This window comes from Brevundimonas sp. T2-11, assembly GCF_055397675.1.
In genome coordinates this window covers 2,083,553-2,105,842 of record NZ_AP027920.1, presented here as the reverse complement: position 1 = coordinate 2,105,842, position 22,290 = coordinate 2,083,553, and the positions used below count along the sequence as shown (strand labels likewise).

The window sequence follows — 22,290 nt, the reverse complement described above, 5'->3', positions numbered from 1 at the left end:
TAACGGCGAGGGGAGAAACATCCGTCGTATTCTGATGGGAACGGCAGCCGCGGTCGGGCTTTTTTCGGCCAGTTCGGTTGTGGCTCAGGAGCAGGAAGCCGAGCCGGAACCGGAGCAGGCGGTTCAGGTCGAGGACATTGTCGTCACCGGCACTGCGATCCGGGGCGTGGCGCCCGTCGGTTCGGCCACGGTAGGCATGTCGCGCGAAGATCTGGTCCAGGCGCCGGCGCGTGAAGCCAGCGCCCTGGTCGCCAGCCTGCCGCAGGCCTCCAGTCAGGGCACGACCCTGGCCTCGTCGGGCGGCCGCGCCGCCGGCGTCAACCTTCGCGGGCTGGGCAACAACGCCACCCTGGTCCTGTTCGACAGCCGACGCGTCGTGCCTCAAGGCGGCAACGCCCAGGTGTCCGATCCCAACCTCATTCCCTTTTCCGCGATCGAACGGGTCGAGGTCGTCACCGACGGCGCTTCGGCCATCTATGGCTCGGACGCCGTGGCCGGCGTGGTCAACTACATCACCCGTCGCAATTATGATGGCGCGGAAGTCACGACTCGTTACACCAACTCATTGTATAATCAGTATGTTGTCGATGGCGTGATCGGCAGGACATGGGCCGGAGGCAGCGCCATGTTCGCCGGCTCGTGGGATAAGAACGACAGCGTTCCGCGCAGTGAGCGGGACTATATGATGCAGGATCTGCGTCCCTTCGGCGGCAACGACAATCGGTTTATCGGCACGACAGTCTATCCCGATGCGCCAGGGGCCCTGATCATCGGCAACACGGTCTATGGCCTGCCCAATACCAATGGCGCCGTGCCGACGGCGGCGGACGTGATCGCTTTAAGCGGCGATCCGGAGTTGTATGACTCTTCGTACCTGTACGACTTCTACACCGCCCGTGAACGCCATGCGGCCATGTTTAAGCTGCGACAGGAATTGGCCCCGGGTTTCGAGGTGGGCTATACTGGCATCTATAATCTGCGGACCAATGAATCGCGGTCCGGCGACGGTTTCGAGCGGGTGGCCATCCGCCTGACGCCGAGCAGCCCCTACTATATTCCGGGCATGCCCAATCCGACGGCGAACCAGACCGTTGTCTACAACTATTCGCTTAACAACCCCGACACCTCGCGCCATCAGAAGAACCGCGAGGAGACGATCAACCACTCGATCGACATGACGCTGGAGTTGCCGAAGGACTATCGGTTCTCGGGCCTTCTGACCTACGGCAAGACGGACTCGTGCAACGTCTGCCAGCCGCAGGTGAACACGACCGTCGCCAATGTCATCGCCAGCAACGCCTCGTGGGGCTTCAACCCCTTCCTGCAAGGTCCGCAGGCGGGCGCCCAGGCTCTGGTCGGCGGCTTCATCCAGCAATACGACACTGTCCTGTTTGACGCAGTCGGCAAGGTGGACGGGGTCCTGTTCGACATGCCGGCCGGTGCGGTTCGTCTGGCGGCGGGGGCTGAGTACTCGCGCTACAAGCTCTATCTTAAGGCGCAGAACACCCTGAATCTGGCCGGCGACTATCAGGTCTCACGGTTCACCAAGAGCGATCGTGACGTGAAGTCGGCCTTTGCCGAAGTCTTCGTGCCCATCGTTTCGGATGACATGGGCGTGCCCTTCATGCAGTCGCTCGATCTGAGCGCCGCCCTTCGGTACGACAGCTACTCCGATGCGGGCGACACCACCAATCCCAAGATCGGTCTGACCTGGCGTCCCAATGATGAACTGCTGATCCGCGGCAGCTGGGGCACCTCCTTCCGGGCGCCGACCCTGATCGAGGCCAACCCGGCCACGGTGGGCCAGACCAACCGGGTCTATGTCAGCAATGGTCTGAATGACCCGACCATCCCGATCACCAACATCTCTTCCGGCCAGAGCGCGGTCCTGTCGCGGACCGGCAACACGGAGGGGCTTCGCCCGGAATCGGCGACCATCTGGTCGCTGGGCGGGGACTATCGGCCCAATTACCTGCCTTCGCTCAAGTTGAGCGTCACCTACTACAATGTGCGGTACGAAGACCGGATCGAGAACCTCCCTAACCAGACCCTGATCCTCTCCAGCCCGGAAAACCTGGAGCTGTACAAGGACTTCTTCATCAAGGCCCCGCAGCCCACGACCTGCGTCAACGGCGACTACTCGACCTACAACCCGGCCTACCTGCCGTGGCTGAACGACAAGAACGCGGTCTTCTCTCCCTCGACCATCAATGACTGTTCCATGGTCGGCATCATTGCGGGCGGGCGGTTGAACCTGGGTGAGGTGAAGCAGAGCGGGCTCGATTTCGGCGCCAACTATCTGCACGAGACCTCGTTCGGCGACTTCACCTTCAACGCCAGCTTCTCCAAGGTTCTGAACCTGGAGAAGAGCGTGGTCGCCGGCGGCCCGCTGTTCGACGCCCTGGACACCTATGGCTTCCAAGTGTCCGAGCGCGGACGGTTCAACGTCAACTATCGTCGCGGCGGTCTCAGCGCCAACCTGAGCGCCAACTACGTCGGATCCTACCTGAACAATGCGACCATTACCGTGAACGGCGTGAAATTGCCGGAGACGGAAATCCCGACCTGGACGACCTGGGATGCGGGCGTCGCCTATTCCTTCGAGGACGGCCGCTTCGGCGGCGTGCTCGACGGGGTCCGCCTGGCCGTCAACGTGCAGAACCTGTCGGACGAGCAGCCGCCTATCGTGCTCAGCGGCACGACGGCGGTGGACCTGGGCAACCACAACCCCTTCGGCCGGGTCTGGTCGCTGGAGCTGACCAAGGCGTTCTGAGCCGGCCCTGACCGGAGGCGGCGAGGGGCCGTCTCCGGTCAGGTTGTTTTTCTGAGGAGGGACCAAGTGATCAAACTGAAGTTGATGCTGGCGGCGCTGACGACGGCGATCGCCGTCTGGGCGGGCGCAGGCTTCGCCGCCGCCCAGGCGCCCGCGCCGAGCCAGGCCATGCCCGACCCCTACGCCGGACAGAAGAAGCTGCTGGTCATCGCCGACGTCCAGACCGGCTTCCATCACGACTCGATCAACCACGCCATGGCGGTGATCGAGCAGATGGGGCGTGAAAGCGGAGCCTATGTCGCCTTCCTGCGCACCGACTCCCAGTTGATCACCCGCGAGCCCATTCTCGGGACCGGCACGCGCTATGAGGGCCGGCCCGTCAATGCCCGCAACCTCAACTATTTCGACGCCGTATTCCTGCTGAGCAGCGGCTCGGGCAATCTGTCCGAGCAGCAGAAGGCCGATCTGCTGGCCTTCGTGAAGGAAGACGGCAAGGGCTTCATCGGCGGCCACGCCGCGACGATCGCCTTCTATGACTGGCCTGACTATGGCGAGATGATCGGCGGCTTCATGGCCGGCGAGTACCGGGTCGAGCCGACGGGCGTCATCGTGTCGGACCCGAACTTCCCCGGCGCGGCTGGCCTGCCGACCACCATCACCGATCAGTTTCCCTATATGGGCGCGCCCTATGTGAAGGGCGGCGTCCACACCATCCTGCGGCTTGATCCGTCGCGCCTGACGCCCGAGCAACTGGCGCGTCGTCCTGACGGCGACTTCCCGGTCGCCTGGGCCAAGACCTACGGCAAGGGCCGGGTCTTCGTCAGTTCGCTCGGTCACGTCGAGCAGATCTGGGACGACCCCGCCGTCCGCACCTTCCACCTCGAAGGCATCAAGTGGGCCCTCGGCCTGACCGACGCCGACGTCACGCCCGACGCGCCCCAACAATGAAAATCGCAAAGGAACGCCCCATGACCAGAAGCGCCCTGAAAGGCGTCGGCGCCTGTCTGTCGCTGATCCTCATGGCCGGAACCCCGGCTCTGGCCCAGACCGCTGGCGCCCCGACTGACGACGGCAGGACCTGGCGCAGCTATGGCCAGAACCCCGGTGCGACCAACTTTTCGCCCCTGACCCAGATCACGCCTGACAACGTCGGCCAGCTGAAGCGCGCCTGGACCTTCCGCTACGGCGGCGGCACGGACGAGGAGGGCGACCGGGGCCTGGATCACCGCTGGGAGGTCACGCCCCTGGTGATCGACGGGGTCATGTATGTCTCGACGCCGACCAATCCGAACCTGCCCGACTTAAAGGCCACCATCACCGCTCTTTCTCCCGAGACCGGCGAGGTGCTGTGGAAATGGGAGTCGGACCGCAATATCCACGGCCGCGGCATCGCCTGGTGGCCGGGTGACGAGACCCACGGCCCGCGCATCATCTTCGCCACCGACAAGGGCTATCTGGCGGCGCTGGACGTGCGTACGCGTCAACTGGCGGCGGACTTCGGCCAGAACGGCCTGGTCGACGCCTATGTCGGCGTGGCGTCCGAGGTCGTGGGCGAAAGCCGTCGCGACACTTTCACCATCCCGAACCCGGTGGCGATCTACAAGAACCTGATGATCACCGGCGCTCGCCCCGGCGAGATGGGTCCGCCCGGCCCGCGCGGCGACGTGCGCGCCTGGGACGTCCGCACCGGCGAACTGGTCTGGGCCTTCCACACCGTGCCCCAACCCGGCGAGGCCAATCATGAAGGCTATGTCGGCGATGAATGGAAGGACCGCAGCGGCGCCAACGTCTGGTCGACCATCACCATCGACGAGGAAAACGGCATCGTCTTCGCTCCCGTCGGCGACCTGAACGGTCGGGCCCAGGGGTCTGAACTCTACGCCAACAGCATCATCGCCCTGGACGCCCAGACTGGCGCGCTGAAGTGGCACCACCAGGTCACGCACAAGGACCTGTGGGACTGGGACATGCCGACCCCGCCGATCCTGGTGAACTTCCGCGAGGGCGACCGCACCATTCCGGCAGTGGCCCTGACGGGCAAGCAGAGCCTGCTGTTCGTCTATGACCGCCAGACGGGGCGGCCTCTGCACCAGATCGAGGAGCGTCCGACCCCGCGCAGCGACGACCCTGCGGACGAGGCCTGGGCGACCCAACCCTTCCCGGTACGGCCCGGCCCGCTGGCGCGGGTGACCATGACGCGCGACGAAATCCCCAACATCACGCCCGAGCAGCACGCCTACTGCACCGCCTTCTGGGATGAGAACAACATCCAGGTGACGGGTCTGTACGGCCGCCCTCTGATGACGCGGGGCACGCTCAGCTTCCCCTCCACCCTGGGCGGGCCGAACTGGGGCGGGCCGTCCTACAGCCCGACGTCTGACGTCTTCATCGTCAATGTCCAGAACATGGGTCAATTCCGCGCCGCCGGCCCGGTGACGCCCATCTTCGGCGGGCCGCGTCCGCCGCGTCGTCGCGGTCCGGTTGATCCCAACGCGCCGATCACCCAGTCGGGCTTCAGCTATCGCATCGACGCCGACACCATGCTGCCGTGCACGCCCACGCCCTGGGGCGAACTGGTCGCGGTCGACATCAGCAAGGGCGAGATCCTGTGGCGCGCGCCCCTGGGAACCATTCCGGGGCTGAAGACCGATGTGGCCACCGGCGCGCGCAATCTGGGCGGCAACATCCAGACCGCCGGCGGCCTGGTCTTCATCGGTGCGACCAACGACCGGACCTTCCGGGCCTTCGACGCCCGGACGGGCGAGGTGAAGTGGTCGGTCGAGCTGGACGCCAGCGCCCACTCCACACCTGTCACCTACCTCGGCAAGGACGGCAAACAGTATGTCGTCGTGACCGGGGCAGGGGGCACAGCTGTCGCCGCCAGACGAATGTCGGACACCCTCAACGCCTTCGTCCTCCCCTAGCGCCGACCGCCCCGCGAGGCCCGAGGGCTTCGCGGGGCGCCTCCCGATCCGACGCCGGTCGGACCGAACTAATAGTCAGTGGATTATCCCAATGGATGCAGCCCTGCCCGTCACGCCGCCGAAAAGGACCCACGTGCGATACGTCGTGCTGGCCCTGATCGCCGTCGGCACCATGATCAATTATCTGGATCGCTCGCTTCTGGCGGTCGCGGCCCCGCGGATGGCCGAGGATCTTGCGCTCGGCGCGGCCACCATGGGCATCCTCTTCTCGGCCTTCTCATGGAGCTACGCCCTGGCGCAGATTCCGGGCGGCATGTTCCTGGACCGTTTCGGCGTCCGCCTGACCTACGCCCTGTCGGTCGGGGTGTGGTCGATTTTCACCGGTTTGCAGGGGGCGGCCACCGGCCTGACCTCCCTGATCATCTATCGCCTCGGCCTTGGCGCCGCCGAGGCCCCCTGTTTCCCGGCCAACAGCCGGATCCTGGTCGCCTGGTTCCCGCAGGGTGAACGCGCCCGCGCCCAGAGCGTCTATTCGGTCGGCATGTATTTCGGCATCGCCTTCCTCAGCCCGGTTCTCTTCTGGGTGACGGGGACCTTCGGCTGGCGAGCCCTGTTCATCATCGCCGGGGTGATCGGCGTCCTGTTCGCGGGCCTGTGGTGGTGGGTCTATCGCGATCCCGAGCACAGCCGCATCGTCAATCAGGCTGAGCTGGATCACATCGCGGCGGGCGGCGGCGGTCTGTCGGCGGCGGCGGGCAAGACGCCCTTCTCGTGGAAACAGATCGGCTGGCTGCTGGGCAAGCGCCAGATTCTCGGCGCCTCGATCGGCCAGTTCGCGACCAACGCCACGCTCGTCTTCTTCCTGACCTGGTTCCCGACCTATCTGGTGGTGGAGCGGGACATGCCTTGGCTGAAGGTCGGCTGGATGGCGGTTCTGCCCTTCATCGCCGCCTCGGTCGGGGTGGTGTTCGGCGGGCAGCTGTCGGACGCCCTGGTCAAGCGCAGCGGCTCGGCCACCTTTGGCCGCAAGCTGCCGATCGTCGCCGGTCTGCTGCTGTCCTCGACCATCATCTCCGCGGCCTTCCTGAAGTCCGACGTCCTGGTGATCGCGGTCATGTCGATCGCGTTCTTCGGCCAGGGCATGTCCAACCTCGGCTGGACGCTGATCTCGGATGTGGCCCCCAAGAGTCTGATCGGCCTGACGGCGGGTGTTTTCAACTTCTGCACCAACCTGGCCGGGATCGTGACGCCGATGATGATCGGCTTCATCGTCGCGGCCACGGGCTCCTTCTTCGGCGGTCTGGCGATGATCGGCGTTCTCGCCCTGATCGGCGCCTTTTCCTACACCTTCCTCGTAGGCCGGGTTGAGCGCATCGCGGAACCGACCGCAGCGGAGGCGGCGTGATGGCGAACTGGCATACTCGCTCCATCCTGCGACCGGGCGCGGGCGTCGCGCTGATCCTGGGCGTGGGCCTGTCCGCCTGCGAGCCGTCCAATCCGGCGGATGGATCGCACAGGGTCGTCGTGGCGGAGGCCGCTCCGGCGGCGCCCCCGGTCCCCGGCGTAACTGAAGCACCGGCTCCTCCGCCTGAAGTCGCGCCTCCGGTCGAGGCCTCTCCTGAACCTGAGCCTGTCGTGACGTCGGCACAGCCGAGCAAGGCTCCGCCGACCGTGCAGGTGGTCGCGCCGCCTGCTCCGCCGCCCCAGCCGGTCAAGGCGACGGTTCAGCCGGGCGTCCTGCCTCAGGGGGCGGGGCGCAATGTCGCCCAGCGCCTGTGCGGGACCTGTCATTCCCTGATCCTGGTCACGGCCAACGGACACACGGAGGCGGAGTGGGATTCAATCGTCGCGCGCATGGAGTCGAACGGCATGCAGGCCTCGGCGGACGACATCAACACCGTCATCGACTATCTGTCGAAGGCGCTGCCGCCTCGCTAGGCGTTCGACAGGGAAGTTCGAGTGATAGAGTTCCAGCCGCAGACCACCTCAGTCGACGATGTCATCGTCACCGCCGCCCGGTTGCCCCCGGCGGCGGGAGAGGCGGCCTTCTCGGTGATCCGTCTGGGCGAGGAGACGCTCTCGACTTCCATGCGGCTGGATGAAGCCCTGGCGACGGTTCCGGCGGTGTCGCTGTTCCGGCGAACCTCCAGTCTGGCGGCCAATCCGACAACACAGGGCATCAGCTTGCGGGCCATCGCCCCTTCCGGCGCCGGCCGAACGCTGGTGACGCTGGACGGCGTGCCGTTGAACGATCCCTTTGGCGGTTGGGTGATCTGGTCGCAGACGCCGCCCGAAAGCGTCGAAAGCCTGGATGTCGTGCGCGGCGCCGGGGCCGGTCCTTATGGCGCGGGCGCGCTGACGGGCGTGATCCAGTTGCGCGAGCGCGAGCGCGGCGGCGTGCTGGACGCCTCTGTCGCCGAGCGCGGCGGCGCCCGGCTGGCCGGCTCGGGCGCAATGGATGCTGGGCGTGTCCGCTTGACCGGCTCGGCGCTCTATGAAGTCAGCGACGGCTATGTCCCCGTGCGAGGCGCGGCTGCGGGAGCGGCCGACACGCCGCTGGACCTTGAGGCGATGAGCGCATCCCTGAGGGCCGACATGCCGATCGGTGACGCGGCCGTGTCGCTCCGCGCCGCCGCTTACGAGGAGGATCGCGGTTCCGGTCTCGCGGGCACGCGAGCGACGGCCAGCGGTCATGTCCTGTCGGCCACCGCCGCTCGCCAGCCGTCGGATGATAGAAGAGGGTGGAGGTTGCAGGCCTGGCGGCGCGAGAGCGATTTCGCCAATACCTCGGCCTCCGTTGCGGCGGATCGCGCCACGACCACGCCCGCGAATGATCAGTACGAGACCCCGGCCACGGGCTGGGGCGTAAACGCCGCGCTGCGCGGGCGGCGCGATGGGTTGCTGGGCGGGCGCGTGGAATGGGAACTCGGCGTTGACGCCCGTTTCAACGAGGGCGCGACGCATGAGCGTTTCAGCAATCCGACCGGCGCCGGATTCACCAAGGGGCGCCGAGCGGGGGGCGAGGCCTCGGTAATGGGCGGCTATGTGGACGGCTCGTGGACATCCAGCGACTGGCTGGTCGCCGGCGGCCTGCGGCTGGATCATTGGGAAAACAACGGCGGCTTCCGCTACGAATATAGTCTCGCCACCGGTGTGGCGACGCTGGATGAGAGCGACCCCGAACGTTCGGGCGAGGTTGTCAGTGCGCGCCTGGCCGCGCGGCGCATGATCGGCGGCGGCTGGGCGGCGCGCGCTGCGGCCTATTCCGGCTTCCGGCCCGCCACGCTGAACGAACTGCATCGGCCCTTCCGCGTCGGCAACGATCTGACGGAGGCCAACGCCGGCCTGGTTCCCGAGGCGCTGCACGGCGTAGAGGCCGGGCTGGTCTTCGAGGGGCCGGTTTCGGCGCTGACGGCGAACCTGTTCTGGAACCGGATCGAAGACGCCATCGTCAATGTCACGGTAGGAGAGGGGCCGGGAACCTTCCCGCGCGCGGGCTTCGTTCCTGCCGGCGGCGTATTGCGTCAGCGTCAGAACGCCGGAACCATCGAAGCCTCAGGCGTCGAGATCAGCGCGCGCCAGGCCCTGGGCGCCGGTCTTGATCTGACCGGGGCCGTGTCGATCACCGACGCCCGCATGGACGGGGGATCGTCCGCGCCTCAGTTGACGGGCCTGCGACCCGCCCAGGCCCCGATCTGGAGCGCCTCGGCGGGGGTCGATTGGCAGGCCACTGATCGTCTTAACCTTGGCGCTCGCGCGCGATACGAGAGCAAACGGTTCGATGATGATTTGAACAGCCGCGCGCTGGGCGCGGCCGTCACGATGGATGCGCGGCTTGACTGGCGGGCTAATGACTCGGCGTGGGTCTGGCTCGCCGTCGACAATCTGTTTGATGTTGATGTCGAGGTGGCGGAGACCGGCGCCGGGGTCGAAGGTTTCGGCCCGCCTCGGACGCTGAGCGTCGGCGTGCGGCTGGCCTACTGAAGCCTGCCTGTCGGTGCGTGGAGCGCTGCGGATGAAGTGAGAAACCGCTTTCCTCGCGTCACGGATGGGGCCTGGGCCAGCCTCTGGCCATGCGCCTCAATCCCATGTGGCGAGGCGTTCAGGCCTCACTCAATCTGTCCGGAGACATCTTGGGAAGGGGCTCGATGCGGAAGTGGATGCCCTCGGCCAGCTGGTAGCCCAGGCCGTGCAGCATCTGCTCCACAGACTGCACCAGGGCGTCGTCGCGAACCTCTATGATCCGGTGCTGGCGCACGCAGCTGAGGCTGATGACCGGCGTCTGGCGTTTCAGGCGGAAGAAGCGTCGGGCGTTCCGTCGCGCCGCCACCTCTGCGACGCCTAGTCGGTTCAGGAGATTGAGGAACCGCGACACGGCGGCGCGAGAGACGTGGCTGCCCTGGGATCGGGCGGCGGCCAGGGCGCCATCGACATCAAGGGGCGCTTCGGCATGGAGCAAGACATGCAGGACATCCCTGCGCGCTCGGTTCAGAAGAAGGCCGTGAGCCTTCAGGATCTGTCCAAGGGCGGCGTCTGACGAATCCGGCTTGAGGGTCAGTTCGTCCTGCAGGAAGAGGCGAGAAGGCGTCGTCGGGACGGTCATCGTATCAACTGGGGCGGGGCATGAAAACGAAAGGCCCCCGCCGGACAGGCGAGGGCCTTGGGTCAGGACCCGGAGGTCAACGCGCCGGGCGGATGCGCAGCACGGAGTCGTTGCCGTCCGTGGTCCAGCCGGACTTGACCGCGACATAGACGTTGCCGCGCCCGTCAGCCGAGACGTGGTTGGCCACGGGCGGGGCGGGCAGGTTGGCGACGATGCGGCCGTCGACGTCGGTCACCGTCACCGTGCCGGCGCCGAAGGTGCTGACGAAGGCGCGACGCGACTTCGGTTCGAACACCACGTTCAGGGCGCCGGCTCCGACCGGGGTGTCGGCCACGACCGAACCGTCCGAACCGTTCAGCACCACCAGGTTGTCGGTGCCCTGGGCCGCGACGAAGATGCGGTCGGTCTGCGGATCGTGCGAGACGCCGATCACGCTGCGCGCGCCGGGCACGCGGAAGACGTTCAGCACGGTGTCGGCGGCGGCGTCGATGACCGCGACCTCATTGGTCGAGTTGGAGGCGACGTACAGGCGGCGCGCCTCGCGGTCGTAGGAGACGCTGGCGGCCGAGAAGGTCTCGCCGCGCACGGTCGAGTCGATCTTGATGCGCTTGGCCACGGTTAGGGCGGCGGTGTCGAACACCACGACTTCTGGCTGGAAGGTGGCGCTGGCGTAGGCCTTGCCGTGCTCTTCGTCGATGACGACGTCGCGGGCGTGGTTGACCGTGCCCGGCTCGAACTGACGCACCAGCGACAGGTCCGACTGGCGATAGACGGCGACCGTGTTCTGGCGGCTGTTCGAGACCCAGACGGTGTCGTTGGCGTCATCGACCCCGACGCCGTAGACGGCGAAGACGCCGCCGTCCTGGGGCTGGCCGTCGCGGCCGGTGCGGCCCGGCGCGGCGGCCGGGGTGACGCGGGCCTCGACCGCCAGGGTGTCGGCGTTCAGGCGCAGCAGCTCCGACTGGCGCACCGGCGGGCGGCCGACCGCCGAGGTGGCGAAGACGGCGTTGCGCTTGGCGCTATAGGCGGTCTGATACAGACCGCGCGTCGGTTGGATGCTGGTCACCCGATAGGCCGCCTCGTTCGACAGCGGCACATTCGGCGAGATCTTCAGATCGGCCACGACGGCGTTGTAAGGCGACTGCGACACCGCCACGATCGGGTGGTTGCCGGGCTGGGCGTTCGCCGGCAGCGTCAGGCGCGCCTCGAAGCCGCCCTCGGCGTTGGCCGTGATCGGGCCGGTCGACAGCGGCGTCTGGCCGTACATCAGGACGATGCTCTGGCCCGGATGGAAGCCGCGGCCATTGGCCACGACCGGGCCGCCCGGCAGGACGGGCTTGCCGCGCTCGCCGGACGAGAAGCCGACCTGGCCGCCGTCCAGGCGCTCGGGCGCCGAGAACAGGGCCTGGGCCGAGACGACCGCCGGAACCGCGACGGCCGAAGCCGCCAGAAGGGCGCCGAATGCGACGCCGCGAAGGGATTTTCTCAGGGTGGTCATGATCGAAGTTTCTCCGGATCAGAAGCGGGTGGTCAGGCCAACGAAGAAGCGGCGGCCGGGCGAGTAGTAGCCGTCGCCGGCGGTGCCGCTGACCTTTTCGTTGAAGAGGTTGGAGACGCCGGCGCGCAGGGTCACCGTGTCGGACGCCTCATAGGCGGTGGTCAGGTCGAACTCGGTGCGGGCGTTGGTCAGGGTCGAGCCGCCGCTCAGCTGTTCGCCGGTGTATTGAGCCGACAGCATGAGCCCCAGACGATCGGTCGCTCGCCAGTCCAGCGAGGCGTAGCCCGACCATTCCGGCGTGGTGATCAGGCTGGCCCCGGTGTCCAGGTTCTTGGCCTCGATCATCCAGGTGGCGTTGCCGCGCAGGGTCAGGTCGTAGGGCAGGGCCGCTGAGCCGCTGAGCTCCAGACCCTTGGTGCGGGCGCGTTGGACGTTCTCGTTCTTGGTCCACCAGCGGCCTTCGAAATAGCCCAGCGGCGCGTACTGGATCTTGTTCTCGAAGTCGGTGTGGAAATAGGTGGCGGCGAAGCTGTAGGCGGCGCCGTCATAGGCGAAGCCGAACTCGTAGCTGGTGCTTTCCTCGGGCTTGAGGTTGGGGTTGCCCGCCATCCAGCAGCCGCCCGAGGTGTAGACCAGAGGATTGCCGTTTCCGTCCAGGATCGGATTGCCGTTCTTGTCCTTGGCGGCCATGCCGATCAGGCCCCGGCAGCCGTTGCCGCCGGACTGGGTCGCGGCGCCGGCGCTGTTCTCCTTCAGCGACGGGGCGCGGAAGCCCTTGGACACGCCGCCGCGCAGGGTCCAGGCCTCGGCCGGGTGCCAGACCAGATAGGCGCGCGGGCTGAAGTGCTCGCCGTACTTGTCGTGGCTGTCCACGCGGCCGCCCAGCGTCAGCAGCAGGTTTTCGCGCAGGGTGATCTGGTCCTCGGCGAAGATGGCCGTCGTGTCACCCTTCAGCGTGGCGCCGGTGATGACGTTGCCGTCATAGTCGATCGGCACCGTGCCGATGGTGTCGGTGTTGGTCAGTTCTTCCTGGCGATACTGGGCGCCGATGGCGAACTTGTGCAGCCAGACGAAGTTCTTCTCGAAGTTCCACAGGCCGTCGACGATCACCTCTTCGAACTCGGCCGAGCCGCCGTACTCGCCCATCGCCTTGTTCTCGAAGGCGTTGCGATAGACGTCCAGGCGCGTCTTGCCGAAGGACCATTCGCCCTCGTGGCTGGCGCGGAAATTGGTGCGTTCGGTCTCAGAGCCGAAGGCGCCTTGCGGCGTCAGCACGCCGTTGCGGTTCGGCACCAGCAGCTTGGGCGCCAGGGGCTCCTCCACCCCGTAGTTCGCCTCGAACGAGAAGTTGTGCCTGTCGATCGGCGCCCAGTTCAGCACGCCGTTCAGGCTCTTGTTGACGACGCCGCCCGTACCGTTGGCGCCGGAGATGTTCACCTCGTCCGGGTTGGTGCGGGCGTAGGTTGCGCCCAGGCGCAGGCCCAGGTTCTCCGTGAGCGGACCAGCCACGTTGACGCCCAGCTGATAGGCGTCGCCGCGGTCGGAATCCTCGGACCAGGTGTAGCTGGTGTTGGCCGAGCCGCGCCACGTCGGGGCGATCTTGCGGGTGATGATGTTGATGACCCCGCCCATGGCGTCGGAGCCGTAAAGCGACGACATCGGCCCGCGCACCACCTCGATGCGCTCGATCATGTCGGGCGAGATCCAGTTCAGATCCTGGCGGCCCAGGTCGGGGCGATAGCTGATGTCGCGCGAGTTGCCGACGCGACGGCCGTCCACCAGCACCAAGGTGTAGTTGTCCGGCAGGCCGCGAATGGTGATCTTGGACATGGCGCCGGTGGGGCTGACGCCGCCGGTGACGCCGGGCAGGCGGCCCAGCAGTTCGCCCAGGCTCTGCACCGGTTGTCGCTCGATCTCTTCGCGCGTGATGACGCTGACCGAAGCCGGAGCGTCGCGGACATCGACGCCTGTCCCCGAAGCGGTGACAACGACATCCGAGACGGTGGTGGCCTGGGGCTCGTCGGCGGGATTGTTCGCCAGGACCGGTGACGAGGCGAGCAGGGTTGAGGTCATCAGGCCAAGCCCGATGCGGCGTTTGGTAAGAAGCATCTGTGCCCCCGAAGGCGTGCGTTGAATGGGCGGCGACCGCCCGGTTGGGGAGGAATGCTCACGCTTGTGAGCGGCAGGCGCTTCTAATAATCATTCGCATTAACGGCTCAATGACGCATTCGGCATGGGCCATATTCGCAAATTGTCATGATCCCGGCGCAGGAGCCTCAGGCGCAAAATTTGTTGCAATTAATAGTCATTATTATAACAAAAATCCTCGTCTTTCTCCCGGAGAAGCCGGAATGTCCGGGCGTCTGCCCTCTCGCGCCGATTTCAATCAGCTTCAGCATCTGATGGTGCTGCTGGAGCAGCGCAGCGTCTCGCGCGCTGCTGATCGGCTGGGCATGGGGCAGCCGGCGATGAGTCGTATCCTCGCCAGGCTGAGGGATCAGTTCGACGATCCGCTCCTGGTAAGGGGGCCGCGCGGCATGATGCTGACCCCGCGCGCCGAGGCCCTGCGGGGGCCGCTTCGTTCCTGGTTGAGGGAGGGCGAGTCGCTGATCCGCGACCACGGCGTGGAGCCCGGCAGCATGCGGCGGCGGTTCCGTCTGGCTTCGACCGACTTCGGCTTGCTGAGCGTCCTCGCACCGACATTGGCCCTCATCGAACGCGAGGCGGGCGGCGTGGAACTGACTGTCGAACCCCTGTCGGACGCCAGCCTCAGACGACTGGAGGACGGCAGGTTGGACTTTGTCCTGACGGGGTGGAGTCCTCACGGCTCCAGCCTTCAGTCACGCTGGTTGTTCCAGGAAACCCACTTGGGTCTGGCGCGACCGGATCATCCGATCCATGCATCCAGCGGGTCGATCGAGGATTTGCTGAAGTGGTCGCACGTCTCGGTTTCTGTCGGTGACGGTTTCGGCGACTGGATCGCCGATGACCTGCCGGAAATGGCGGACCGGCGGATCCTGATTTCGGCCGAGAGTTTTTCCCTGACGCCCTATCTTCTGGCTGAAACCGACGCCGTCGCCATCCTGCCCCGGAGGGCGGCCGAGTGCTTTGCGGCGAGCCATGGCCTTCAGACCTTTCCCGTGCCGTCGGGGGTCAAGCCGTTCGACTATCATCTGGTCTGGCACGAACGATCGAGCGATGATCCAGCGACACGATGGGTGGTCGAGACCCTGGCCAAGGCCTTCGCGACGGAAGCTGCCTCAGCCTAACGACCCCGCACGGGCCAGAGCGCGGCGATCAGGATCAGGCCCGCGGACAGAGCGTAAGGCGCGCCTGAATGCGCCTGATAGGCCAAGGCGCCGGCCAGTGGTCCCAGAACGGCGCCCAGGCCTTGGGCCGCCGCGACTGTCCCGGCTGCAGCCCCCTGTTCGTGAGCCTCCACCGCGTTGGCGGCCAGGGCGGACAGCGACGGATAGACCCAGCCCATGCCGGCCGCGATGACGGCGTAGGCCGCCCATAGCATGACGGGCGTGGTCGCCAGCACAGTCGCTGCGAAGCCGATCCCCGCGATCACGCCGCCGACGCGGATGAAGCGCGAAGGCGGCCAGTTCAATCGCCGCAACGCCATCTGCGAGGCGAACAGGACGGCGCCCACCACGGCAAGCGCCGTGCCGGATACGCGCGCCGCATCGTTCGGCGACAGGCCGAACCTGTCCAGGGCGAAGAAACCGACCACGACCTGAGCGACGACCACGCCGAACATGGCGATGAAGGCGACCGCTATGGGGCGTCGCAGCTGCGCGTCGGACATTTTCAGCGTCGCGTGCTTGCGAGCTTCATGGACGGTGTCTGTGGGCAGGAAGCGCCAGACGGCGAACAGGGCGCACAATGGCAACAGGGCGATAATGATGAGTGCGGCGCTCAGGCTCCAACCGGCGAGAAGACCCGCCGCGCCGGGGCCGGCCACCATGCCCACCGCGCTGGCGGCGCCGACGGTGCTCATGGCCTTCGCACGCTCCGCGGGCGAGGTATGGTCAGCCACCAGGGCGGCGCAGACCGGCGGCACGGCTGCGTAGAAGGCGCCTGCCATCGTCCGGGCGACGGCCATGCCCAGGAAGCTGACCATGACCGCGGGAACCCAAGCCAGGGCAGCGCTCATGAACAGGCTTAGAGCCGCATAGCTCATCGAGAAGCCGGAAAGCGCGATCAGCAGAACTCGGCGTCGCCCGACGCGGTCGCTACGCGCGCCCCAGAAGCGGGCCATCACCATCCAGGCCAGACCTGAGACCGTGACCGCCGTTCCGACATGCCAGGGCGAAAGGCCCAGCAGGCGGGCCATCGGCCCTACCACGGCGACAAAGGCCATCATGGCCATGCTGCCTGCCCCGGCCGTGATCAGCAGAGGCGTCAGGCTGAAGGTCGAGGTCGCCGCCGAAGGGGGCGCAAGGGCAGGGGTCATGGTCGGGTCCCGAAAAGGCGATCAATTTCCATCAAGCAAATGAGAATGAATTGCAATAACTCAGCCTTGGCTTCGCGGCAGGGTGATCTCCACCGCCAAACCGGGGGCGTTGTCGGCGAGGTGCAACGCGCCGCCGTGGGCGTGAACGACGGCCGCCACCATGGCCAGGCCCAGGCCGGAGCCCGGCGCCGGATCGGCCTGATTGATCCTGTAGAAGCGACGAAGAACCTTTTCACGCTCGCTCTCAGCCACGCCTATGCCTTGATCGGCGACGCGCAGTATCGCCTTTCCTTGCTCGGCCCGGGCCGAGACGCTGATGCGGATCGGCGCGCCGCCGTGGAAGACGGCGTTCTCGATCAGGTTCGCCAGGGCTTGCTGGAGCAAGGCGGCGTCTGCTTCGACCACGACAGAGTGGGTGAGGGAGGTGTTCATCTCGCCGTTCGCCTCCTCAACCAGGGGGCGATAGATGTCGCAGACTGTGGCCGCCAGATCGGCGAGATCCACCGGGGCGACATTCAGGGCGCCGCCGCTGCTCTCGATACGCGCCAGGGTCAGCAGGGCTTCGAACAGGGCGCTGACCTGGTCGGTTTCGGCCAGGGCGCGCTCGATCATTTCATCGCGCGTGGCTGCATCGTCGATATGAGAGGCGACCTGTTCCAGCCGATTTCGCACCCTGTTCAGCGGAGCGCGCAACTCGTGAGCCACGCCTTCGGACAGGGACTTCAGGGCCGTGAGCGCCGCTTCCTGGCGATCCAGCATCCGGTTGAGATTCTCGGATAACTGATTGAATTCACGACCAAGTCCGACGGAGGGCAGGCGGGCTTCATCCTGCCCGGCGATGATGCGTCCGACCGCCTGGTTGACGCCCTCGAGACGGCGGAGAAAAAGCCGTCCTGACACCCATCCTCCGGCCAGGGCCAGGAGGATCAGGGCCAATCCACTCCAGAGCGCGAAACGGCGGATGCCGACGCGCAGTTCGTCCAGGTGCTGGATGTCGCGCCCGACCGCCAGCAGTCCGCCATCGGCGGCGCGAGCGCTCAGCGTCATCATGTTGGGAGTCTGGTCTGGCCAGCGGGCCGGCCGGGCCTTGTTCGGCAGATTGCGTCGGAACCCGGTGGCGTTGACCGCCAGACGGGTCAAACCATTGGAGAAGGTGCTTCCGTCCGGGGCTTCGACGAGCAGCAGATAGCGGCGGGCGTCGCGGTTGCGCGCTTCGGCGTTCAACTCCCGCACCAGGGCCTCTGTGCCGTGGCGGTCGGCGTCGGTGCGCATCACCTCCATCTGGTGACCGAGACCGTCGCGCACCTCGGCCTCGGCGAAGCGCATGAGGCCGTAGTCGATGCCGGCCACCATCACGACCGCGCCCAGGCCGAACAGGAGGGAAAAGGCGGCGGCGAAGCGCAGCCCGGTCGTGGACCAGATGGAAGGCGTCCCGGTCCTAGTCCGGTTGCTTGAGGACATAGCCCACTCCGCGGATCGTCTGGATCAGATCGCAATCAAAGCCGCGATCGACCTTGGCGCGCAGGCGGCTGATGTGGGCGTCGATCAGGTTGGCGCGAGGATCGAAATGAAAGCCCCACAGGGTTTCCAGCAGCATGGTGCGGGTCACGGCCTGTCCCGCGTTGCGCGCCAACCGTTCCAGCAGCTTGAACTCGTGCGGGGTCAGGTCCAGCGGCTGCCCGGCGCGTGTGGCCCTATGCGCCGCCACGTCCACCGTCAGGTCGCCGACCTTGTGCAGCGGCGTTCGATCCGCGAGGGGCGGGCGGCGGATCAGGGCCTGTATCCGCGCGCTGAGTTCGCTGAAGGCGAAGGGTTTGACCAGATAGTCGTCGGCGCCCGCGTTCAGTCCGTCGACACGGTCGTCGACCGCACCCAGCGCGGTCAGCATCAACACTGGCGTCTTCAACCCAGACGCCCGCATGGAGCGGACGAGATCCAACCCGGAAAGGCCCGGCATCATGCGATCGACGACGATGGCGTCGTAGTCGCTGTCCAAGGCCATGTGCAGGCCGACATCGCCGTCGCCAGCCTCGTCCACCGCCTGCCCCTGCTGGCGCAGACCCTCCGCCACAAAAGCGCGCGTGCGGGCGTCATCGTCAATGATAAGCATTCGCATGACTGGCTCCTTAGCCTGCGAAGGCGCTCAGGTCAGCACAGTTGCGAATTAATCTCACCGCAAGGCGTCGCGAAGGTTGGTCGTCTATACCCCGCATTGTTGAGAGTGACACGCAACAGCGTGAATTGCGGCGGAGTGATCCTTGGAGTCGATGGGGACGAGTTTCTGGAGCGCCCCTGATCTGGCGGTCCAGATCGGGAGCGACGCGGCGGCGCCGCAGGGGCGGCCGGAGGCGGTCATGGATTGGGCTTTTGGTCTGGCGACCCCCGAGCTGAGGCTGTTCACCACAGGCGTGCAGCGCCGCCTGCCGGCGGGACCGGCGGCGAGTCTGGGCGAGCGGGTTCGACGTTTCTTCTCGGAATATCCAGCCGCTGCGGAAGGCCCTGAGGTTTCACCTCGATTGCTGGTCGGCGCCATCCCCTTTGACCGGGAAATGGACGACTGTCTCTTTCTGCCTGAGCGCGCCGCCAACCGCGCCTGGAGCGCGCCTGCGCATGCGTCTTCGTCCCAGGGCGGTATCAGCATGTCGGCGCAGCCGTCGCGCGCGGCCTATCAGCAGACCGTCAGCCAGGCCCTGGCGACCATGCGCGAGTCCCGGTCAGGGGAGCGGCCGATCGACAAGGTGGTGCTGTCGCGCAGTCTGCGGCTGGAGGCCGATCATCCCTTCGACGCCTTCGCCCTGTGGCGCGATCTGAGGGCTGACCCTTCGGCGGCGCGCTTTCTGGTTCCGCTGGGGGAGGGGGAGGGCGGCGCGATGCGTCGTCTGGTCGGCGCCTCGCCCGAGCTGCTGATTTCCAAGCGCGGCCCGGCCATCCTGTCCCATCCCCTGGCCGGATCGGCGCGTCGCAGCCCCGATCTGTCCCAGGACGAAGCGGCCGCCCAGGGCCTGCTGGCCTCCGACAAGGATCGTCGTGAGCACGCCCTGGTGGTCGAGGCCATCATCGATCTGCTGGCCCCCTGGTGCAGCGAGCTGCGCGCGCCGCCGGGACCGGCTCTGGTCTCGACCCGGACCATGTGGCACCTCGGCACCCGCATCGAGGGGCGTCTGCGGCGCACGGACGAGACGTCGGCGGCCGAGCTTGCGGCTGTATTGCACCCGACGCCGGCCGTATGCGGCGCGCCGCGAGAGCAGGCCGCGGCGATGATCCGCGAACTGGAGGCCTATGATCGCGGCTTCTACGCCGGGGCTCTGGGCTGGACCAACGCCGCAGGCGACGGCGCCTGGTATGTGGCGCTGCGCTGCGCCGAGCTCTGCGGCGCCGAGGCGCGTCTCTATGCGGGCGCGGGCATTGTCGAAGGCTCCGATCCTGAGGCCGAGGCGGATGAGACATCCGGGAAGTTCCAGGCGGTCCTGCGCGGCCTGGGCGTCGAGGAAGCGAGCGTATGATCCCCCTGAAACAGATCTGGCCGAAAGACATGGCGGCCCTGTATCGCGCCAAGGGCTATTGGCGCGGCGAGACCTTTTCGCAGGTCTTGCGCAATCGGGCCGAGGCGCACCCCGACGCGGTCGCAGTGGTCGGCATGAGCCAGCGCTGGACCTATGGCGACTTGCTGCAAAAGGCCGAGACGGCCGCCGCCGGTTTCCTGGCGCTGGGGCTGAAGCCTGGCGACCGGGTGGTGGTGCAACTGCCGAACCTGCCCGAGTTCCTCAGCGTGATCTTCGGCCTGTTTCGGGCCAGGCTGATCCCCGTCTATGCGCTGCCCGCGCACCGCGCGACCGAGATTGTCCACTTCGTGACGCGGGCCGAGGCCTCGGCCTATGTCGTCGCCGACCGGCATGAGGGCTTCGACTATCGCGCCCTGGCCCGCGCCGTTCAGGCCGAGGTTCCGGACCTGCGCCATGTGGTCGTGGTGGGCGAGGCCGACGAGTTCGCATCCTTTGACGGATTCCGCGCCGATCCGGCGGCCCTGCCGACCGATGACGCCGATCCGTCCGACGTGGCCTTCCTGCAGATTTCGGGCGGGTCGACCGGCCTGTCCAAGCTGATCCCGCGCACCCACGACGACTATCTCTACAGCGTGCGCGAAAGCGCCGATATTTCCGGGCTGGAGCCGGAGAGCGTCTATCTGACGGCCCTGCCGGCGGCGCATAACTTCCCGATGAGCTCGCCGGGCTATCTGGGCGCCCTCCATGTCGGGGCGACGGTGGTGATGGCGCCGTCGCCGTCGCCGGACGTCTGCTTCCCCCTGATCGCGCGCGAGGGGGTGACGATCACCGGCCTGGTGCCGCCTCTGGCCCTTCTGTGGATGCAGGCGGCGGCCCGGAAGACCCACGACCTGTCCAGCCTTCAGGTGCTGCTGGTCGGCGGGGCGAAGTTCCTGCCCGAGGCGGCGCGTCGCGTGCGCGCTGAACTGGGCTGCACCCTGCAACAGGTGTTCGGCATGGCCGAGGGTCTGGTCAACTACACCCGGCTGGACGACCCCGAGAGCCTGATCGTCGAGACACAAGGACGCCCGATCAGCCCCGACGACGAAATCCTGATCGTCGACGACGCGGGCGCGCCGGTGGCCGAGGGCGAGCCGGGCGATCTGCTGACGCGCGGCCCCTATACGATTCGCGCCTATCACAACGAACCGGCGGCCAATGCGCGATCCTTCACCGAGGACGGCTTCTACCGCACCGGCGACGTGGTGCGGCGCACGCCAGAGGGCTATCTGGTGGTCATGGGCCGGGCCACCGACCACATCAACCGCGCGGGCGAGAAGATCTCGGCTGAGGAGGTCGAGGATCATTTGCTGGCCCACCCGGCCGTGTTCGACGCGGCCGTGGTGTCGGTGCCCGACGACTATCTGGGCGAGCGCATCTGCGCCTTCATCATTCCGAACGGCGCCGCGCCGCGCGGCGTCGAGTTGAAGGCCTGGATGCGCCAGCGCGACATCGCCGCCTTCAAGGTGCCGGACCAGATCGTGTTTGTGGAGGATTTCGCCGTGACCGCTGTGGGCAAGGTTAGCCGTCGCGAACTGCGCGCCGCCCTGCGCCAGCGCATTCTGCAAGAAGAGGGCAAGGCATGAGCAGCTCCAAGGGCCTGCCGACCGTTCCGGCCTACGCCCTGCCGACCGAGGCGGAGATCCCCGCCTCGCGCGCCCAGTGGACGTTGCAGCGTGATCGCGCCGCCCTGCTGGTCCACGACATGCAGCGCTATTTCATGCGCCCCTATGCGCCGGGCGCCGAGCCTCTGCCCGGCCTGATCGCCAACATCGCCCGCCTGATCGCGGCGGCGCGGGCGGCGGGCGTGCCCGTCTTCTACACCGCCCAGCACGGCGATCAGGATCGCCGCGACCGGGGGCTTCAGGCTGATCTGTGGGGGGCGGGCATGAGCCGCGCGCCCGAGCATGAAGACATCCTGCCCGAACTGGCCCCGGCGCCGGGCGACTTCCCTCTGGTCAAGCACCGCTACAGCGCCTTCCAGCGCAGCAATCTCGAAACCCTGATGCGCGTACGGGGGCGGGACCAACTGATCGTCTGCGGCGTCTACGCCCACATCGGCTGCCAACTGACGGCGGCCGAGGCGTTTCAGCGCGATATCGAACCCTTCTTCGTCGCCGATGCGCTTGGCGACTTTTCACGTGAGAAGCATATGGGCGCGGTGGCCTGGGCCGCCGACACCTGCGCCGTGGCCCTTTCGACGGCGCGCGTTCTGGAACGACTGATATGACCAAGCTGACCCCGCAGGATCTGACGCTGGAGCGGATGCGCGCAGACATCGCCGCCGTGCTGCATGAGGCGCCGGAAGCCATTCTGGACCATGACAATCTGATGGACCTGGGCGTGGATTCCTTGCGTGTGCTCAACCTCAGCCTCCAATGGAGCGAGACCGTGCCGCTGGAGTTCAGCGAACTGGCCGAGCACGTCACCCTGGCCGAATGGTGGAACATCATCCGCCAGAAGCGCGCCGCGCTCGGCATCGAGTCCTGAG

17 protein-coding genes are annotated in these 22,290 nt (G+C 66.9%); 11 read left to right on the top strand and 6 right to left on the bottom strand.

Features of this window, described 5'->3' with window-relative positions:
* Positions 1-34: 34 nt before the first annotated feature.
* The 6 genes from ACZ5XO_RS10395 to ACZ5XO_RS10370 all read left to right on the top strand — a co-directional run bounded on the left by ACZ5XO_RS10395 (position 35) and on the right by ACZ5XO_RS10370 (position 9,681).
* Entirely contained in the window at positions 35-2,773 is a 2,739-nt protein-coding gene (locus tag ACZ5XO_RS10395; RefSeq protein WP_464162283.1) for a TonB-dependent receptor plug domain-containing protein, read from the top strand.
* Between the two features lie 66 nt (positions 2,774-2,839).
* A complete protein-coding gene (locus ACZ5XO_RS10390; protein WP_464162282.1) occupies positions 2,840-3,721 on the top strand; it encodes a ThuA domain-containing protein in 882 nt (293 codons plus the stop codon).
* Between the two features lie 20 nt (positions 3,722-3,741).
* Positions 3,742-5,697 (top strand): outer membrane protein assembly factor BamB family protein, encoded by a 1,956-nt coding sequence (locus tag ACZ5XO_RS10385; protein ID WP_464162281.1) that lies wholly within the window; start codon positions 3,742-3,744, stop codon positions 5,695-5,697.
* 91 nt (positions 5,698-5,788) lie between these two features.
* Positions 5,789-7,102 carry an MFS transporter gene (locus tag ACZ5XO_RS10380; RefSeq protein WP_464162280.1) on the top strand — a complete coding sequence of 438 codons (1,314 nt, stop codon included), beginning with the start codon at positions 5,789-5,791 and terminating at the stop codon, positions 7,100-7,102.
* The gene (locus ACZ5XO_RS10375) at positions 7,102-7,635 is read left to right on the top strand and encodes a hypothetical protein (RefSeq protein ID WP_464162279.1); all 534 of its coding nucleotides are present in this window, start codon (positions 7,102-7,104) and stop codon (positions 7,633-7,635) included. The genes ACZ5XO_RS10380 and ACZ5XO_RS10375 overlap by 1 nt, the downstream gene beginning before the upstream one ends.
* 21 nt (positions 7,636-7,656) lie before the next feature.
* The gene (locus tag ACZ5XO_RS10370; protein WP_464162278.1) at positions 7,657-9,681 is read left to right on the top strand and encodes a TonB-dependent receptor; all 2,025 of its coding nucleotides are present in this window, start codon (positions 7,657-7,659) and stop codon (positions 9,679-9,681) included.
* Between the two features lie 118 nt (positions 9,682-9,799).
* Here ACZ5XO_RS10370 and ACZ5XO_RS10365 read toward each other — a convergent pair whose 3' ends face one another.
* The 3 genes from ACZ5XO_RS10365 to ACZ5XO_RS10355 all read right to left on the bottom strand — a co-directional run bounded on the left by ACZ5XO_RS10365 (position 9,800) and on the right by ACZ5XO_RS10355 (position 13,907).
* A complete protein-coding gene (locus tag ACZ5XO_RS10365; protein ID WP_464162277.1) occupies positions 9,800-10,300 on the bottom strand; it encodes a transcriptional repressor in 501 nt (166 codons plus the stop codon).
* Between the two features lie 76 nt (positions 10,301-10,376).
* The gene (locus ACZ5XO_RS10360) at positions 10,377-11,798 is read right to left on the bottom strand and encodes a YncE family protein (RefSeq protein WP_464162276.1); all 1,422 of its coding nucleotides are present in this window, start codon (positions 11,796-11,798) and stop codon (positions 10,377-10,379) included.
* An 18-nt stretch (positions 11,799-11,816) separates the two neighbouring features.
* Positions 11,817-13,907, bottom strand: a complete 2,091-nt coding sequence (locus ACZ5XO_RS10355; protein ID WP_464162275.1) for a TonB-dependent receptor domain-containing protein — start codon at positions 13,905-13,907, stop codon at positions 11,817-11,819.
* Between the two features lie 242 nt (positions 13,908-14,149).
* Between ACZ5XO_RS10355 and ACZ5XO_RS10350 the strand changes: the two genes are divergently transcribed.
* A complete protein-coding gene (locus ACZ5XO_RS10350; protein ID WP_464162274.1) occupies positions 14,150-15,067 on the top strand; it encodes a LysR family transcriptional regulator in 918 nt (305 codons plus the stop codon).
* On the opposite strand, the gene ACZ5XO_RS10345 is transcribed toward ACZ5XO_RS10350, so the two are convergent.
* From ACZ5XO_RS10345 to ACZ5XO_RS10335, 3 genes are read right to left on the bottom strand one after another with little or no spacing between them, the layout of a single operon-like run.
* Complete coding sequence (locus tag ACZ5XO_RS10345; protein ID WP_464162273.1) at positions 15,064-16,257, bottom strand: MFS transporter; 1,194 nt, start codon at positions 16,255-16,257, stop codon at positions 15,064-15,066. The two genes, ACZ5XO_RS10350 and ACZ5XO_RS10345, sit on opposite strands and share 4 nt — an antisense overlap.
* 60 nt (positions 16,258-16,317) lie before the next feature.
* Complete coding sequence (locus ACZ5XO_RS10340; protein WP_464162272.1) at positions 16,318-17,718, bottom strand: HAMP domain-containing sensor histidine kinase; 1,401 nt, start codon at positions 17,716-17,718, stop codon at positions 16,318-16,320.
* Complete coding sequence (locus tag ACZ5XO_RS10335) at positions 17,696-18,373, bottom strand: response regulator transcription factor (protein WP_464162271.1); 678 nt, start codon at positions 18,371-18,373, stop codon at positions 17,696-17,698. Before ACZ5XO_RS10335 ends, ACZ5XO_RS10340 begins: the two co-directional genes overlap by 23 nt.
* A 151-nt stretch (positions 18,374-18,524) precedes the next feature.
* Here ACZ5XO_RS10335 and ACZ5XO_RS10330 point away from each other — a divergent pair, with 151 nt between their 5' ends.
* The 4 genes from ACZ5XO_RS10330 to ACZ5XO_RS10315 are packed head-to-tail and all read left to right on the top strand — an operon-like array spanning position 18,525 to position 22,289.
* Positions 18,525-19,760, top strand: coding sequence for an isochorismate synthase (locus ACZ5XO_RS10330; protein WP_464164903.1), 1,236 nt, complete (start codon positions 18,525-18,527; stop codon positions 19,758-19,760).
* Complete coding sequence (locus ACZ5XO_RS10325; RefSeq protein ID WP_464162270.1) at positions 19,757-21,385, top strand: (2,3-dihydroxybenzoyl)adenylate synthase; 1,629 nt, start codon at positions 19,757-19,759, stop codon at positions 21,383-21,385. The genes ACZ5XO_RS10330 and ACZ5XO_RS10325 overlap by 4 nt, the downstream gene beginning before the upstream one ends.
* Positions 21,382-22,029: an isochorismatase family protein gene (locus ACZ5XO_RS10320; RefSeq protein ID WP_464162269.1), complete on the top strand. Its 648-nt coding sequence runs from the start codon at positions 21,382-21,384 to the stop codon at positions 22,027-22,029. The genes ACZ5XO_RS10325 and ACZ5XO_RS10320 overlap by 4 nt, the downstream gene beginning before the upstream one ends.
* Positions 22,026-22,289 carry a phosphopantetheine-binding protein gene (locus ACZ5XO_RS10315; protein ID WP_464162268.1) on the top strand — a complete coding sequence of 88 codons (264 nt, stop codon included), beginning with the start codon at positions 22,026-22,028 and terminating at the stop codon, positions 22,287-22,289. Before ACZ5XO_RS10320 ends, ACZ5XO_RS10315 begins: the two co-directional genes overlap by 4 nt.
* Position 22,290 lies beyond the last annotated feature (1 nt).

What these genes read in the sequence shown, in the direction of transcription:
- ACZ5XO_RS10355 (WP_464162275.1), bottom strand. Translation starts at nt 13,907, where the DNA reads ATGCTTCTTACCAAACGCCGCATCGGGCTTGGCCTGATGACCTCAACC.
- ACZ5XO_RS10325 (WP_464162270.1), top strand. Translation starts at nt 19,757, where the DNA reads ATGATCCCCCTGAAACAGATCTGGCCGAAAGACATGGCGGCCCTGTAT.
- ACZ5XO_RS10395 (WP_464162283.1), top strand. Translation starts at nt 35, where the DNA reads ATGGGAACGGCAGCCGCGGTCGGGCTTTTTTCGGCCAGTTCGGTTGTG.
- ACZ5XO_RS10315 (WP_464162268.1), top strand. Translation starts at nt 22,026, where the DNA reads ATGACCAAGCTGACCCCGCAGGATCTGACGCTGGAGCGGATGCGCGCA.
- ACZ5XO_RS10365 (WP_464162277.1), bottom strand. Translation starts at nt 10,300, where the DNA reads ATGACCGTCCCGACGACGCCTTCTCGCCTCTTCCTGCAGGACGAACTG.
- ACZ5XO_RS10350 (WP_464162274.1), top strand. Translation starts at nt 14,150, where the DNA reads ATGTCCGGGCGTCTGCCCTCTCGCGCCGATTTCAATCAGCTTCAGCAT.
- ACZ5XO_RS10375 (WP_464162279.1), top strand. Translation starts at nt 7,102, where the DNA reads ATGGCGAACTGGCATACTCGCTCCATCCTGCGACCGGGCGCGGGCGTC.
- ACZ5XO_RS10320 (WP_464162269.1), top strand. Translation starts at nt 21,382, where the DNA reads ATGAGCAGCTCCAAGGGCCTGCCGACCGTTCCGGCCTACGCCCTGCCG.
- ACZ5XO_RS10380 (WP_464162280.1), top strand. Translation starts at nt 5,789, where the DNA reads ATGGATGCAGCCCTGCCCGTCACGCCGCCGAAAAGGACCCACGTGCGA.
- ACZ5XO_RS10360 (WP_464162276.1), bottom strand. Translation starts at nt 11,798, where the DNA reads ATGACCACCCTGAGAAAATCCCTTCGCGGCGTCGCATTCGGCGCCCTT.
- ACZ5XO_RS10335 (WP_464162271.1), bottom strand. Translation starts at nt 18,373, where the DNA reads ATGCGAATGCTTATCATTGACGATGACGCCCGCACGCGCGCTTTTGTG.
- ACZ5XO_RS10345 (WP_464162273.1), bottom strand. Translation starts at nt 16,257, where the DNA reads ATGACCCCTGCCCTTGCGCCCCCTTCGGCGGCGACCTCGACCTTCAGC.
- ACZ5XO_RS10340 (WP_464162272.1), bottom strand. Translation starts at nt 17,718, where the DNA reads ATGTCCTCAAGCAACCGGACTAGGACCGGGACGCCTTCCATCTGGTCC.
- ACZ5XO_RS10330 (WP_464164903.1), top strand. Translation starts at nt 18,525, where the DNA reads ATGGGGACGAGTTTCTGGAGCGCCCCTGATCTGGCGGTCCAGATCGGG.
- ACZ5XO_RS10385 (WP_464162281.1), top strand. Translation starts at nt 3,742, where the DNA reads ATGACCAGAAGCGCCCTGAAAGGCGTCGGCGCCTGTCTGTCGCTGATC.